The 14,906-nt window shown below is 49.8% G+C and carries 13 protein-coding genes; 1 reads left to right on the top strand and 12 read right to left on the bottom strand.

The window, feature by feature from the left end; genetic code table 11:
- Positions 1-193 precede the first annotated feature (193 nt).
- From ASG24_RS03115 to ASG24_RS03105, 3 genes are read right to left on the bottom strand one after another with little or no spacing between them, the layout of a single operon-like run.
- Positions 194-1,000 (bottom strand): ferritin-like domain-containing protein, encoded by an 807-nt coding sequence (locus ASG24_RS03115; RefSeq protein ID WP_055867712.1) that lies wholly within the window; start codon positions 998-1,000, stop codon positions 194-196.
- The gene (locus ASG24_RS03110) at positions 951-2,396 is read right to left on the bottom strand and encodes a sensor histidine kinase (protein WP_235562287.1); all 1,446 of its coding nucleotides are present in this window, start codon (positions 2,394-2,396) and stop codon (positions 951-953) included. Before ASG24_RS03110 ends, ASG24_RS03115 begins: the two co-directional genes overlap by 50 nt.
- Positions 2,393-3,070, bottom strand: a complete 678-nt coding sequence (locus ASG24_RS03105) for a response regulator transcription factor (protein ID WP_055826210.1) — start codon at positions 3,068-3,070, stop codon at positions 2,393-2,395. Before ASG24_RS03105 ends, ASG24_RS03110 begins: the two co-directional genes overlap by 4 nt.
- A gap of 173 nt (positions 3,071-3,243) precedes the next feature.
- On the opposite strand from ASG24_RS03105, the gene ASG24_RS03100 reads away from it, so the two are divergent.
- On the top strand, positions 3,244-3,432 hold the full coding sequence (locus ASG24_RS03100) for a hypothetical protein (protein WP_235559639.1): 189 nt from the start codon (positions 3,244-3,246) through the stop codon (positions 3,430-3,432).
- A gap of 124 nt (positions 3,433-3,556) precedes the next feature.
- Here the strand turns inward: ASG24_RS03100 and ASG24_RS03095 are convergent, their stop codons facing one another.
- The 9 genes from ASG24_RS03095 to ASG24_RS03055 all read right to left on the bottom strand — a co-directional run bounded on the left by ASG24_RS03095 (position 3,557) and on the right by ASG24_RS03055 (position 14,881).
- Entirely contained in the window at positions 3,557-4,432 is an 876-nt protein-coding gene (locus ASG24_RS03095; RefSeq protein WP_055867710.1) for an SMP-30/gluconolactonase/LRE family protein, read from the bottom strand.
- A gap of 8 nt (positions 4,433-4,440) precedes the next feature.
- Positions 4,441-5,022, bottom strand: coding sequence for a hypothetical protein (locus ASG24_RS03090; protein WP_055867707.1), 582 nt, complete (start codon positions 5,020-5,022; stop codon positions 4,441-4,443).
- Between the two features lie 80 nt (positions 5,023-5,102).
- Positions 5,103-6,344, bottom strand: coding sequence for a sorbosone dehydrogenase family protein (locus tag ASG24_RS03085; RefSeq protein WP_082487988.1), 1,242 nt, complete (start codon positions 6,342-6,344; stop codon positions 5,103-5,105).
- 29 nt (positions 6,345-6,373) lie between these two features.
- Complete coding sequence (locus tag ASG24_RS03080) at positions 6,374-7,663, bottom strand: NAD(P)/FAD-dependent oxidoreductase (protein WP_200936959.1); 1,290 nt, start codon at positions 7,661-7,663, stop codon at positions 6,374-6,376.
- A 5-nt stretch (positions 7,664-7,668) separates the two neighbouring features.
- The gene (locus tag ASG24_RS03075) at positions 7,669-8,046 is read right to left on the bottom strand and encodes a c-type cytochrome (RefSeq protein ID WP_055867690.1); all 378 of its coding nucleotides are present in this window, start codon (positions 8,044-8,046) and stop codon (positions 7,669-7,671) included.
- Between the two features lie 193 nt (positions 8,047-8,239).
- On the bottom strand, positions 8,240-8,725 hold the full coding sequence (locus ASG24_RS03070) for an ankyrin repeat domain-containing protein (RefSeq protein ID WP_055868427.1): 486 nt from the start codon (positions 8,723-8,725) through the stop codon (positions 8,240-8,242).
- A 56-nt stretch (positions 8,726-8,781) separates the two neighbouring features.
- A complete protein-coding gene (gene purL, locus ASG24_RS03065; protein ID WP_055867687.1) occupies positions 8,782-12,690 on the bottom strand; it encodes a phosphoribosylformylglycinamidine synthase in 3,909 nt (1,302 codons plus the stop codon).
- A gap of 158 nt (positions 12,691-12,848) precedes the next feature.
- Complete coding sequence (feoB, locus tag ASG24_RS03060; RefSeq protein WP_055867683.1) at positions 12,849-14,639, bottom strand: ferrous iron transport protein B; 1,791 nt, start codon at positions 14,637-14,639, stop codon at positions 12,849-12,851.
- On the bottom strand, positions 14,636-14,881 hold the full coding sequence (locus ASG24_RS03055) for a FeoA family protein (RefSeq protein ID WP_055826191.1): 246 nt from the start codon (positions 14,879-14,881) through the stop codon (positions 14,636-14,638). Before ASG24_RS03055 ends, feoB begins: the two co-directional genes overlap by 4 nt.
- Between the last annotated feature and the right edge of the window lie 25 nt (positions 14,882-14,906).

Raw genomic sequence — 14,906 nt, 5'->3', positions numbered from 1 at the left:
ATATTGCGATTGTTTAAATAAAAGATAGTTCTTACGTCAGTTTAGGCTTTCTAGTTTTAAAAAAGGTATGTTTTGGATATAAATATTACCGAAAACGGTACTTTGTTGAGACTAGGGTTTGCAAATAACCGTGTAATTGCAGATATTAAAATAGTTGTCAGGTGGCAAAATAAATAAAGGGGGATACCAGTTTTTAAACAAATTCCCCGTTTAAATAGGCTAATTCCTGATCGGTAAATCCGGCCTGTTTGCGTGCTTGCATATTAAATGGCGGTTTTAATTTGGGGGCCTGGAATTGAGCACACAGTTCTTCAAACGTTGCGATTGAGTCAAGACCACGTTGATCACATAAAAAGTGGAACCAGCGATTACCAATGGCGACATGGCCTATTTCATCACGCAGAATAATATCGAGGATAGCCGCTGCCGCATGGTCACCGGCTTGTGCCAGCTTTTGTTTTAACGGCGGGCTTGCATCCAGGCCACGTGCTTCCAGGGTTCGCGGCACCAATGCCATGCGGGCCAGCACATCGGATTGTGTTTTTTCGACCATTTCCCACAAGCTATTGTGACCATCAAAATCACCGTAATCAAACCCAAGATTTTGCAGGTGTTTCCGCAGTAAGGTGAAGTGATAAGCCTCTTCTTTCGCCACTTGCAACCAGTCTCTGTAATACTCTGCTGGCATGTCTGCAAACCGCCAGACGGCATCTAAGGCGAGATTGATAGCATTGAATTCGATATGCGCGAGTGCATGAATCAGGGCAGCACGTCCTTCAACCGTATTCATGGCGCGGCGTTTAAGCTCCCTGGGTGGGACTAATGCTGGGCGCTCAGGCCGGCCTGGAATAGGCGCAGCACTATGTAATTTAAGGGAGGTATTTAGGTGCAATTTACCTGTATTCAAGTCATCCCACAGCAAATGCACTCGTGTGCATTTTAGTTGCGGGTCACTGAGCGTGAGTATTTGCAGGGCGAGTGTTCTGAGGCAGGACATCATAGCAGCCGAATTTTACCGTGAATTGGCTACCGGTGTCGTGTGTCACCGGATGCTCCAATCCAGGGCTGACATTAATCGTGGCGTTATGATGCTCGGCTACTTCGGCCACAATCGCCAAGCCAAGACCACAACCGTTGCCCTGATTGGGGTTGAGTCGGTAAAAGCGCTCGAATACGCGAGCAGCCTGTTGTGGGGGAATGCCCACGCCGTTATCTGTTACCTGCAAAAACACATCGTTAGCGGTTTGCCATAGCCTGATTTTGATCAGCCCTTGTTCAGGCGTATACAGAATAGCGTTTTCCAATAGGTTGTTAAGCATCTCGGACAACATCAAGGCATCGCCCCAGACATGATCATGTTGAGTTTCAATCAACACTTCGAGTTCAAGCCCTTTGTCAGTTGCCGGGCCTATCCAGCGTGCGCATTCTTCGTAAATAATGCTGGTCAGCGATACTGTCTGGAATTTCAATTGAGTGGTTGCCGCATCTGTTCTGGCCATACTCAATAGCCGCTGTATCAGGTGCGATAGCCGCGTAGTACTGCGCAATATGAAATTAAGCGGTTCTTTCACTGACTCTGGCGGCTCACTGCGCAGAGCCAGTTCAGCCTGCGTTTGCAAGCCGGCAATGGGAGTGCGTAATTGATGTGAGGCATCCGCAATAAATTGCTGCTGTTGCTGTAGTCCGGATTTGACCCGTTCCAGCAAGGCGTTCATGGCTTGTACCAAAGGCTGAAGCTCGTGTGGCGTGGAGTCAGTATCCAGTGCACTTAAATCGCGGTAAGAACGTTCATGCAAAGCGTTTTTTAAATCTTGCATCGGTTTGAGTGCGAAAAAAATACCTAGCTCGATCACGATGGCGGCCAGTATCATCATCAGTACTTGCGGCAGCAACATTTCCTCCACCATCTCTGCCACCATCGCGTCCCGTTTGGCGGTGGTTTCCGCCATGCTAATCAGGATATTCCCTGCATTGGGCTCGGTGCTGACCGGTAACGCGAAAGTCACCACACGAATAGGTTCGCCCTTGTAGGTGCTGTTGTAATATATCTCCTGATTGCCTATCACCGGATGTGTGGGTAACGGCAGGTGGGCTTCACCAAATACCAGCTTGCCTTCGGGGCCGGTAATGCGGATATAGATATGATCACCTTCGTTGTAGCTGAGTAAATGGCTGGCGATTTCCGGCAATTCGATTTTGACCTGGTTATGCTCATCGACGATCACTTCGTCGGAAAGTGCCAGCACCGTACGCAGCAACGCCTGGTCATAAGCCTGCGTTGCATAATGCAATGCGCGCGAGTAAGAGATAGCCGCAGAAATGCCCAGCACAAACAACATGGTGAGCAGCAACCATAAACGTAACTGGTTTTTGAGCGAGCGGGGTGGTGCCATCATGGGTTGATATGTTCAGCTTCCAGCATGTAACCCAGGCCACGAACGGTGCGGATGCGTGCACCACTTGGTTCGATCTTTTTGCGCAGGCGGTGGATATACACTTCAATCGCATTGTCACCGAGGGACTCGTCCCAGTTACAAAGCGATTCCATAATCTGTTCTTTAGCGATAATCTTACCCATGCGCATCATCAGGGTTTCCAGCAGATGCAGTTCACGGGCTGACAAGGTAATTGCCTGCTCGTTAATGCTAGCCAATTTGTTAGGAACATCCAGCTTCAGATTGCCGCATTGCAACGGTAAGTTATTACCTAGTTTACTGCGGCGTATGAGCGCCCGCACGCGCGCCTCGAGTTCTTCAAGGTGGAAAGGTTTGGTAAGGAAGTCATCAGCGCCCAGGTCCAGCGCCTGTACGCGCGTGGCGACATCCTCTCGCGCTGTGAGTATCAACACCGCTACCGGGTTTGCCTGCTGTCGTAAGTGCGACAATACCTGCGTGCCGTCCATCGTCGGCAATCCCAGGTCTAAAATCACCAGGTCATAAACACCATCCTGAATGGCACGTATGGCCTGTTTGCCATCTGCCACATGGTCCACTGCATATTCTGCCTGCGTCAGTACGCGCACCAGCCCGTTTGCAATGACCAAATCATCTTCAACAATTAATAAGCGCATTATGTCTGCCAATCAATATGAACGAGTGCAGTGTACTCCAAATTATCTGTCTTTTTGGTTTGTAAGTTGGCTGTAAGGGGAGGGGCGTATTGTGCAATGGTGACGACACGGAATACATATCACCGTGCGATGAAAAAATTTAAAAAGCGCCATTGGAACATATGTAAGGAGCGATGATGAGGAAGCGTTCTATCGTAATGCTAGGCTTGTTGATTTCGATTGCCTGTACTGCGAGAACCAACCCGACTCCTCAAGAACAAGTCGAGATGAACAAGCATCTCAGGTCTGCCAAACACGCTGGTGCGCAGCCAGTGGTTAACCCCCGAAAGGAGGTTGACAAAAAAACTGCGCAAAGCAAGTAACTGTGATGTTGCCAAAGCTAGCTGTATTCCCTGCGGTATAGCTGAGACAATTAGCGGTTTCGTGTGTATCCTCTCACTTAACCACGCGCAAGCGTGGTTTTTTTTGTCTGTCGATCTCGTTCAGTTACTTCAGACGGATGACATCCAGCGCGCCTGCTTTCATATCCGGTACCAGTAGATGATGATCATCCTGGCTGAGCGCGATATCTGCGGCAGACTGATAACCATCTTTAAGCAACACAGCCTTGTTGTTATCGACACGGTAAACCTTGCCGTTTTTCCAGTCACTCACATAAACCGTACCGTTTGCCTGACGAACGATGCCATCAGCGCCGCCAAATCCACTGGCAATTTCCTGTAACTTACGGGCTGCCAGATCATAGTTGTAAAGAATGCCGGAGGTAAAATCAACGACTAACAGGTGTTCGCCTTTGGCATCTGCCAGTAAGCCGTTAGGCGCCAGCACGCGCGGATCTGCTTTTCCATCAATCACCAGGCTGAGTTTGCGTTGCGGCGTAATTTTATAAACTGCACCGCCTTTGCCGGTGCCCATAATGTCGCCACTGTCGCTGACATATAGATTGCCGTTTGCATCTGCAGCCAAGTCATTCAAAAATTGCGGTACTTGAGGGAACTCAGTAGCAGCGATATACACCTCGGCCTTAGCCGGGGTTTGGTTGAGTGGCACGCGCCAGACTCTGCTTTTATCAGCCACAAACAGGTCAGTGCCGATAATGGTCAACCCTTTTGGATCATCCAGGCCTTGCACCAGCACGCTGGATTTTCCGTGATCAATGACGCGGATCTGGCCATCGCCATCTTTACCAAACTCATTAATTTCGGATACATACAGTTTGCCATCTGCTGCCTGAATGACCGATTCAGGGGTAAGCAATCCGTTAACCGGATCCAACCCGTGTGCATGGCTATAGCTGCTTAAAGAAAAAAACGCTGCAGCGAATAAACTTGAGATAACGCGGTGACGATAGCCATACAACATGGTTGCTCCTAAAAGAATAATTTTGGTTGGGTAATAGTGTTGATACTATCGCATAAAGCTTCAAAATTCTGTACAGACGCTTGCTCAACTGATTGTTTGAACACAGGATCTTTCTGTAACTGCTGAATCACCTGGTCGAATGCCTGCTGGTAAGATTTCTGGGCAAAGTTTTCAACATTGTAAGTGATCCAGCCTCGTGACTGGCCTTCGCCTTTGGCGGTCAATAGCGGTTTACCCAGGGCGCTGTCTGCGCTTGCTTTGGTATAAACCCGGGCAGTGATCTGGCTATGAAATACGCCCATTTGCGGGTTATAAAACATATTTGGCTCAATAACAACCAACGCCTGGCCATTCGCATCTGCTGTGCAACTTGAGGTGGTGTAATGCCGGGACTGAAAAGCAGATGCACTTACTTTATCAGCCGACTCTCCACGGTTATGCCAGTAATTGGCATAAGGGTGTAGTAAACGTACCGGATGCTGGTAAAAAGTATCCGGTACCTGAATGACTAATGCCGGCGTAGTTGCAGCGTTAGCGACGCCGATCCAGCTTGCACAGATCAAGCCCACAGTCATTAAAATTTGCTTCATGCCTTGCTCCTGTTATATCAGCATTAAATGGCTGATTCACTATCCCAAATGGGGATCACACATAAGGATTGCAACTGGACTTAGTCATTGCGTACGCGATAAATCCAGCCAGTTTGATCATCACTGACATAAAGCCAGCCATCAGCGCCAACAATCACATCTACTGGTCTTCCCCACGACTGGTTGCCTTGCAACCAGCCTTCAATGAATGGGACGGTGGCGACCGGTTGATGGTTCCTGAATTTTATACGGAACAAAGCATATCCACTTGGCTGTCGGCGATTCCATGAGCCATGCAAGGCGACAATCGCATCCTGTTGCATGTTTTCCGGTAAACGGCTCCGGTGCAAGAATGTTAATCCTATGGGGGTGCTATGTGCCGGCAGGGTGATGGCTGGTGCTTGTGTTTGTTTGCATACATCGGCTTCGCCGGTAAAGTTTGGGTCTTGAAACATGTGCCCCTGATTTTTGATGTCTGCCCAGCAATAAGGCCAGCCGTAATTTTTGGCGGGTATGATCTGGTTCAAGTGCTCGGGTGGCAAATCATCATTTGCGGGACCATTTTTAACACCACTGCGGTTATCAGCACCATTATTGGTGGCAAACAGGTCGCCGGTTTCTGGGTGCCAGGCAAACCCTTGCGTGTTGCGCAGCCCTGTGGCCCAGATGGCGCCTTGCGCATGCCGGCCAACCGTTTGCAAAGCACCGGCCGGGCGACCATCCGCAGTGAATCTCAGCAATGTAGCACGCATGGCATTCTCTTCAATGCATACATTGCAGCTGGAACCGACATTAATATAGATAAAACCATCGGGAGAGACTTTTACCGTTTTTGAACTATGTCCGCCGCTAGGCAGGTTGTGGATAAAAGGTTGGGGTGATGCCCAGCGATCACCTTGTTTGACCAGTTTCACTACCCCTGTCTGCTCGGCAATCAACAAATCTTCACCCAGGAGCGTTATGCCATGCGGTGTATCCAATCCCTGGGCAATGACTTCAACCTCTCCCTGCTGATTCAATCGAATGACGCGACCTTGATCAGTCAGGCTCACCAGCAAGCGACCCTGTTTGTCCAGGGCAAGCATGCGTGGCGAGCCCCATTGACTTACATCACTGAAAAGTTCGATTTTCAGACCGTCTGCAACTTTTAATCTTGACAGCGCTGTTTGCACTTTTGGGTCTTGTTTCAGCGAAGCTGGGGCTGTGGTTTGCTTTTGAGCCGGGACTTCAGTTTGCGCTAAAGCAATAGTTTGAATGAAAACTACAGCGACGACACTGCATGCGCCGAATAAGCCTGTTAACAGACGTTTTGATAATTTCATTGCAGCGTCAGAATTCAAGTGAACAGTCATTATGTCAATGTATCCGCCCAGATGTTTTGCGCCCAGGCTTGGGCATAGTCACCTTCCTGGTCCGTGGCTTTTGTAGACACACCACCTCCTTCAGCGGACACCATGGATTTTTTGGCAGGATCATAACGGTAGACGTTTGCCACGTGCATTGCCTGTTTGTCGTCGACAAAGCTGTAGCAGGTGTTAGCAAATACCGGCAGCGGATTCGGCGGGATGCCTGACTGAATATCAACAATGGCGGCAGCGCAGATTTTGGCTTGCGAAGTCGCCATGTGCGCAGATTTTGGCAAACCCGCCGAAATACTGTCACCAATGATATGTACATCCGAATTTACATTTGAAGCATAGGTTGTAAAGTCTACTTCGCACCAGCGTTGATCAACATTCGCCAGTCCAGCAGTTTGAGCCACTTTGCCTGCCAGTTGCGGTGGAATCACATTCAGTACATCCGCTTTCACTGTCTCAAAGTCTGTCTTGATGGTTTTACTGGCAGTGTCTAATTGCAAAATGCCGCTGTTATTATGGTATTCAATAATGCCCTGATAGGCGCCTTGAAAGCTCTGCAGAAACAAGCCTTTTTTAGAAGTGATATCGGCATTGGCATCCAGGATAATCACTTTACTACCTGGCTTGTATTGTTTGAAATAATGCGCGACCTGGCAGGCACGCTCATAAGGCCCGGGTGGGCAACGGTAAGGGCCTGCCGGAATGGTCATCACGAATACGCCGCCATCCGGCATGCTTTCGAGCTGCTGGCGTAATTGCAATGTTTGTTTGCCCGCTTTCCAGGCATGTGGAATATCAGCAACCGGCGCAGGCATGCCAGGGATTCGGCTGTAGTCAAAGTCTACACCTGGCGCCAGTACCAGGCGGTCATAACGTAAACTCCCGCGTGACAGGGTCACCTGTTTGTTTGCGATATCTACCGCGGTGACCGCATCTTTAATCCATTGCAGGTTATGCTGCTTGCGTGCCAGCGCGTAAGAAAAACTTAAATCATCCAGCGTGCGGCTGCCGCCTAATACCAGGTTACTTTGCGGGCAGGAAATAAACTGTGGATTTGGTTCAACAATAGTCACCTTGATATTGCCCAGACTCCATTCGCGAAGATATTTGGCGGCTGTCAGCCCGGCAAAACCGGCACCTACGATCACTACATGCCCAAGAGGTGGTTTACTGGCACGCGCAAACGCAGGCATGCCATAAAAAGCCAGGCCTCCATAAATAACTGAGCGAACAAATTGTCTGCGGGATGACGTTTCAAGAGTTGAGGGGAGGTGTTTGTTCATACGCATTATTGTGCCCCCTGAAAAGACTGATGTGGTGCAACTGTGGGCGTGTGTCTTTGCTGGAGAGCAAAGTAATTTGCCAATGCGGTGATTTCTTCATCCTTCAAGCCCTTGGCATGATGATGCATCACGGTAGATGAAATTGAGCCGTTTTTGAAACCCTGCATGCGTTGAATAAAATAGTCTTTATTTAACGCCGCCAGGGTAGGCGTACCACCCAAACTATTTCCTTGAGGGCCATGGCAAGCGGCACAAGAGGCGGCGAGTGTCGTTATCGCATGAGAAATATTTTCTTGTGCATCATTGTCTTGAGCATAAAGGGACAGTGGCATTATCCACGTCACACTACAAGCCAGTGCAATACTCAGGTGCAATCTTTTCATCAATCCCCCAGGAGTGTGGTTTAGTTATTCTTGTTTTATATTATTCTAAGTCATCGCGGTGGTGTGCGTGACTCTGGTTACATTACAGAATTACCTAACTAAAAATTACATAGCTGAATTGCAAAGGCCGAATGCAAAAAAAACGGCCATGCAAGACATGACCGTTTTTTTTAATGATGGTATCTACCAGACATTAAAAGCATTTATCTTCCTTACAGCCGTCATCTTTAGTGCCGAGCTCTGTGAGTAACGCAACCATTTTTTCGTTATGCTCTTCCCTGAAGTAACGGATCAATGAAACATCACCTTTCAGTTTTTTATTCACATCAGCCCCTTGTGCGGCCAGATATCTCATTAATTTTTCGTCGCCAATAAAGGCAGCCATATGAAAAGCCGTATTGTTGCTGGCCGGGTGAACGTAATCTTTGTCAGCACCTTTTGAAATCAGGTATTTCACTACGTCCATCCGACCTTTAGAAGCCGCCATTTGCAAGGGTTCCCAAGCAAAAAACTTCTGGTTAACCAGGCTTGGGTCAGTTTCTACGTATTTCTTGACGACTTTAACATTGCCGCCGGTAAGCGCTTCAGTAAACTCCATATATTCTTCATCTGACAGCGCAAAAGCCTGCAGTGAAAAGGACACGGCGAGTAAGGCCAGTAAACATTTAATTGATTTCATAATTTCTCCAAACACCTGATTTTCATTTTTTAAAATTAACAACTTTGCTTTATTGCTTAAGCAACAAACTTGCGGGCGTTGCGGAACATACGCATCCACGGGCTATCTTCCTGCCAGTCATCCGGATGCCATGAGTTCTGCACAGTCCTGAACACGCGTTCCGGATGTGGCATCATGATACTGAAACGCCCATCCGGAGTGGTGAATCCGGTCAACCCCTGGGCGGAACCGTTAGGGTTAAACGGATAGACTTCCGTCGGCGTTGACGCATGATCCACAAAACGCACACTTGCCAGCTGCTGTTTTAGCACATTTGTGACAGCGTTGGCATCAGTAAATTCCGTAAATCCTTCACCATGGGCCACAGCAATCGGCATACGGCTGCCTGCCATGCCATCAAAAAAGATGGATGGCGAGCTTAAAATCTCTACCAGCGCAAAGCGTGCCTCGAATTGTTCTGATTTATTGCGCACAAAATGCGGCCAGAGGTCAGCGCCAGGAATAATGCTGTGCAGGTTGCTCATCATCTGGCAACCGTTACACACGCCTAGTGCAAACGTGTCACCTCGGTTGAAGAAGCCGCTGAATTCATCGCGCGCACGGTTGTTGAACAGGATGGATTTTGCCCAGCCTTCACCGGCACCAAGCACGTCGCCATACGAGAAGCCACCACAGGCCACCAATCCAGCGAAGTCCTTCAGTGACACGCGGCCACTGATGACGTCGCTCATATGCACATCAACGCTGTTAAACCCGGCACGATCAAATGCTGCGGCCATTTCAGTCTGGCCATTCACACCTTGCTCGCGCAAGATCGCCATATTCGGGCGTTTGCCGGTATTGATATAAGACGCGGCAATATTGTCGTTGATATCAAACGTTAACTTTGCATGCAGGCCTACATCACCTGCATTCAGGATACGGTTGTATTCTTGCTGCGCACAGGCTGGATTGTCACGCAGGCTTTGCATCCGGTAAGTGGTTTCAGACCACATGCGATGCAGGTCTATACGAGCGGCCTGGTAGTGAGTGGCGCCATGCTTGATCACAATGTCGTGACCATTGTTAACGTTGCCTATACGGTGAACGCTACTGCCCAAATTTTGTTGCAACAGGCTGCTAATGTCTGCAGCTTCAGCTGCGCGCACTTGCAGTACGGCACCCAGTTCTTCATTAAACAATACGCTGATGCTGTCGCCCGGCAGCTTGCTCAAATCCACAGTTAAGCCACAATGACCGGCAAACGCCATCTCTGCCAAAGTCACATACAGGCCGCCATCAGAACGGTCATGGTAAGCCAGCAGTTTGCCATCAGCATTCAATTGCTGGATGGCGGTAAAAAATGCTTTCAACTGTGAAGGCTGATCTACATCCGGCACCGTGTCGCCTAGCTGGCTATACACTTGCGCCAGTGACGAGCCACCCATGCGGTTTTTGCCATTACCCAGGTCAATCAGGATTAATTCACTGTCACCGAGATCGGTACGCAATTGTGGCGTCAGTGTTTTGCGCACATCTGAAGTATTGGCGAACGCTGAAATCACCAGTGAAATGGGTGAAGTGACGGCTTTGTTCTGGCCATCTTCATTCCACACTGTTTTCATGCTCATGGAATCTTTACCCACCGGGATACTGATGCCAAGGGCAGGGCATAACTCCATCCCCACCGTTTTTACCGTTTCGTATAAGGCAGCATCTTCACCCGGGTGGCCCGCGGGTGCCATCCAGTTCGCGGAAAGTTTCAGGTTGCCGATGTCGCTAATTGAAGCGGCGGCAATATTGGTAATCGCTTCACCAATCGCCATACGGCCGGAAGCTGGCGCATCTAGCAATGCCAAAGGCGCTTTTTCGCCGATGGCAAACGCTTCACCTTCGTTGGTTTCGTAACCGGCACACGTCACAGCGACATTGCTGACAGGCACTTGCCATGGGCCGACCATCTGGTCGCGCGCAATCAGGCCAGTGACCGTACGGTCACCAATGGTAATCAGGAAAGTTTTGTCGGCCACGCCAGGCAAACGCAATACCCGGGCAACAGCCTCTTGTAAATCAATCTTGCTGGTATCAAATGCAGATAAAGTTTTTTGGCTAGACTTCACATCACGCAACATTTTTGGTGGTTTGCCCAGCAATACGGATAAATCCATATCCACAGGTTTATTGGCAAAGTGGCTATCTTCCACCGTCAAATGACGTTCAGCAGTTGCAATGCCCACCACCGCAAATGGGCAGCGTTCGCGGGCACAAATTTCTTCAAATAATGGCAACTGATCCTGGGTCACTGCCAGCACATAACGTTCTTGCGCTTCGTTACTCCACAATTCACGTGGAGCCATGCCCGGTTCTTCATTATGCACATCGCGCAACTGGAATATCGCACCGACTTTGGCATCGTTAACCAACTCAGGAAAAGCGTTGGAGATACCGCCGGCACCGACATCGTGAATGCTTACAATCGGATTTTTGTCGCCCAACTGCCAGCAACGGTCAATGACTTCCTGGGCACGACGCTGTAATTCAGGGTTGCCGCGTTGCACTGAGTCAAAGTCCAGGTTTTCAGTGTTGGACCCCGTATCCATGCTGGATGCCGCACCACCGCCGAGGCCAATCAGCATGGCAGGGCCGCCTAGCTGAATAAGCGCTGCGCCCGCAGGAATAGTGTTTTTATGGCTATGGCTACCGGAAATGTTACCGACACCACCGGCCAGCATAATCGGTTTATGGTAGCCGCGGACCTCAGCATTGCCGTCGACACCAGTGGTTTCCAGCTCAAACGTACGGAAGTAGCCGGCAATATTAGGACGGCCAAATTCGTTGTTGTACGCTGCACCGCCTAATGGGCCGTCGATCATGATTTGCAAGGGGCTGGCGATACGGCCAGGTTTACCGTAGTTCGACTCCCAGGGTTGCTCAAAGTCAGGCAGGTTGAGGTTGGAAACCGAGAATCCAGCCAGGCCTGCTTTGGGTTTGGAGCCGATACCGGTAGCACCTTCATCACGAATTTCGCCGCCGGCGCCAGTGGCAGCCCCTGCAAAGGGTGAAATGGCGGTCGGGTGGTTATGGGTTTCTACCTTCATCAGGTAGTGCATGTCATCTTCAACGAACTGGTAGCTGCGGTCGGCAGATGGGTAAAAGCGTTTGGTTTTCTGGCCTTGCACAATCGAGCTGTTATCCGAATAAGCGACCACGGTCGTGCCCGGGTTCAGCTTATGCGTGTTGCGGATCATATTAAATAGCGACAGCTCTTGTTGTACACCGTCGATCACCCAGTCGGCATTAAAGATTTTATGGCGGCAATGCTCGGAGTTGGCCTGCGCAAACATCATCAACTCGACATCGGTCGGGTTGCGGCCCATTTTAAGGTAGTTCTCAAGCAGGTAATCCACTTCGTCCGGAGACAGTGCCAGGCCCATTTCATTATTGGCGGCTTCGAGGGCTGCCTTACCACCGGCCAGGATATCAATGCTTGCTAATGGTTTCGGGTCGGCATGGTGATACAGCTTTTCGGCATCTGCCACGCTGTAAATCACCGTTTCAGTCATGCGGTCTTGTATCACTGCACGCAAAGCCTGTTTTTCAGCGTCCGTCAGTGGCTGTCCATCGCGGGTGGTGACAAAATAGGCAATACCACGTTCAAGGCGCAATAAGTGCAAACCACAGTTGTACGCGATGTCTGTGGCACGGGAAGCCCATGGTGAAATGGTGCCTATGCGTGGAATCACCAGCAACAATTCGCCGGCGGCAGTCTCGGCTTTGGTTTGTGGGCCGTAGGTCAAAATCTGCTGAAGGGTATCTTGCTCTGCCGCGCTTAATGCATTTTCGCTAAAAGCAAAATGCACAAACTCCGTAGCAATATGCGCAATATTCGGGGCGCTGACTTTGAGTGTGCTATAGAGTTTATCGAGACGGAACTGGGAGAGGGCGGCACTGCCGCGCAGGCTTAAAAATTGCGCTTGATTAGACATGAGGCGAGTGGATTTTTCGGTGAAAATTCAAACCGCTATTTTAGCAGAAAGTGAACAGTCCCGCAGTGCCAAAAACAAGCGCCGGTTAAAAACAGCAACCCACGAGTTGCCGTGAAATTGTCTGGATCAATTGGAGTTTAAATGCAGCTTTTGGCTGATTAATAGCCAAGTGCGCGAACGCCTTGATAGAAAGCCAGGCTGATGAGCCACGCCAGGCCAAGTGACCAGCCAAGCGAAAGCCACATAAATCCGCGGCTTTTGCTTTCTGACCGCAAGGTGGCAATGGTTGACAGGCACGGCGTATAAATCAGTGTAAACAGCATAAAACTCATGCCTTGTACCCAATCAATATTGGCGGCGATCTGATGGCTAAGCGCATCTCCCTGTAAACCATAAATCACGGCCAGCGAACCCACGACAATCTCTTTGGCGACAAAACCAAATATAAGCGCAATCGCCAGGTGATTATCAATGCCGATCGGGTCAAGCACCGGCGCAAAAAAGCGACCTATGCTGCCGGCCCAGGTTTCTGAGCTTGCCGGGACTGCCGTGGTAGGCAAATGCGTTAACAGCCAGACCATCAACACCCCGATGACGATAAATTTAGTAGCGCGATAGAGGAAATGTTTGACTTCCTGCCAGCCACGTATCCAGATTTGATTTGGCGTAGGGAAACGATATGGAGGTAATTCGAGCACAAACGGTTCACTACTGACAAATTTCTGTTTGAACAGGATGGCAGTGAGAAAAATAGTGAAAAAACTCACCATATATAGCGAGAACAGCGCCATTGCTGCCTGTGAAGGAGGGAAGAGTATGGCGATCATAAACAGGAATACCTGCAAACGTGCAGAACACAGGGACAAGGGTATCGTCAGCATGGTCAGCAGGCGCATAGGGCGGCTACGCATGACACGGGTGCCCATCAGCGCCGGTACGTTACAGCCAAACCCCATCAGTACCATCACGAAGCCACGTCCATCCAGCCCCATTTTGGCCATCAATGTATCCATGAGGAAAGCAGCTCGGGAGAGATAGCCGCTATCTTCCACCATACTCATCACCAGGAAAAACAGCACAATAATCGGCACAAAAGCGGCGACCGTGCTCAGGCCAGTATAAAGCCCGTCCAGTAATAATCCATTGAGCCATGTTGGCAGTCCTGACAATGCCGGATCCAGTATTTCACCCCGTAAAGTGTCAAAAATCCAGGCAGTGGCATCCTGTAACGGAGCACCTATGGTGAAAATAAACTGGAATAACAGAAAAATAGCGAGAAAAAATAACGGTAAACCAAACCACGGGTGCAGGAGCACACGGTCAATGCGATCAGTCGTCGATGTATTCAGCTGCAAAGGCATTTGCACCGAACGGTCAATAATGCGTTGCATTTCCTGTTCGACGGCATTGTCGGCTTGCAGCTGAGTAGCAATCAGCTGGGGGTCGCTTGCAGGTGCTTTTTTTTCAAGCACTCTGGCTGCCAATTGCAAAGCTTCCGGGCAACCGCTGCCGTATTTGGCGCTGATAGTCAGCACCGGCATGCCAAGTTCCTGGCTCATCTGCTTGGTGTCTATGGTGATGCCAGCGCGTTTCGCTTCGTCTTCCATATTCAGTAGCAACACGGTTGGTAAACCCAATGCGCGGATCTGCAAAGCTAGAGAGAGTTGCCGGTCAATCTGCGCGCTGTTGAGGATAATCAGCGCCAGGTCGATCGGATGATTACTAAGGAAATGCCTGACGACTTCTTCATCATCTGAAAACCCGTGCAGATCATACAGGCCAGGTAAATCTACTAGTTCAGCAACATGGCCGCCAAGTAAAATTTTGGCGCTCAACAGGTCTACTGTCATTCCTGGCCAGTTGCCGACGCGTGCCGAGGCACCGCTTAATCGATTAAACAAGGTGGATTTGCCCGTGTTGGGCATGCCGAGTAGAGCAACACGTTTCATGCGGACAAGGATTCAGGTGAAGGGTTAGCTAAATGAATGGCCTGCGCATCTTGCACGCGGATCACTACATCCGTTGAGCCTATACGGATATGTAAAGGTCCGTTGAAGGCGGCCTGGCGGACAACTTGCACCTGCTTTCCCGGGCGAAATCCTAAGGCATGCAGGCGTTGTACCAGTGCCTGTTCGGCCTGGATGCCATTGATGATTGCGGATTCACCGGGTTTGAGTGCGTTGAGTTGCATAGGGGCTAAGCAAGCCTGCAAATGA

The organism is Methylophilus sp. Leaf414, assembly GCF_001425425.1.
Lineage (GTDB): Bacteria > Pseudomonadota > Gammaproteobacteria > Burkholderiales > Methylophilaceae > Methylophilus.
Note: the sequence above shows the minus strand (reverse complement) of the source record. Positions and strands in the feature narration are given on the sequence as shown.

Coding starts and splice junctions, on each gene's coding strand:
- ASG24_RS03115 (WP_055867712.1), bottom strand. CDS start 1,000: ATGATGTCCTGCCTCAGAACACTCGCCCTGCAAATACTCACGCTCAGT.
- ASG24_RS03110 (WP_235562287.1), bottom strand. CDS start 2,396: ATGATGGCACCACCCCGCTCGCTCAAAAACCAGTTACGTTTATGGTTG.
- ASG24_RS03105 (WP_055826210.1), bottom strand. CDS start 3,070: ATGCGCTTATTAATTGTTGAAGATGATTTGGTCATTGCAAACGGGCTG.
- ASG24_RS03100 (WP_235559639.1), top strand. CDS start 3,244: ATGATGAGGAAGCGTTCTATCGTAATGCTAGGCTTGTTGATTTCGATT.
- ASG24_RS03095 (WP_055867710.1), bottom strand. CDS start 4,432: ATGTTGTATGGCTATCGTCACCGCGTTATCTCAAGTTTATTCGCTGCA.
- ASG24_RS03090 (WP_055867707.1), bottom strand. CDS start 5,022: ATGAAGCAAATTTTAATGACTGTGGGCTTGATCTGTGCAAGCTGGATC.
- ASG24_RS03085 (WP_082487988.1), bottom strand. CDS start 6,344: ATGAAATTATCAAAACGTCTGTTAACAGGCTTATTCGGCGCATGCAGT.
- ASG24_RS03080 (WP_200936959.1), bottom strand. CDS start 7,663: ATGAACAAACACCTCCCCTCAACTCTTGAAACGTCATCCCGCAGACAA.
- ASG24_RS03075 (WP_055867690.1), bottom strand. CDS start 8,046: ATGAAAAGATTGCACCTGAGTATTGCACTGGCTTGTAGTGTGACGTGG.
- ASG24_RS03070 (WP_055868427.1), bottom strand. CDS start 8,725: ATGAAATCAATTAAATGTTTACTGGCCTTACTCGCCGTGTCCTTTTCA.
- purL (WP_055867687.1), bottom strand. CDS start 12,690: ATGTCTAATCAAGCGCAATTTTTAAGCCTGCGCGGCAGTGCCGCCCTC.
- feoB (WP_055867683.1), bottom strand. CDS start 14,639: ATGAAACGTGTTGCTCTACTCGGCATGCCCAACACGGGCAAATCCACC.
- ASG24_RS03055 (WP_055826191.1), bottom strand. CDS start 14,881: ATGCAACTCAACGCACTCAAACCCGGTGAATCCGCAATCATCAATGGC.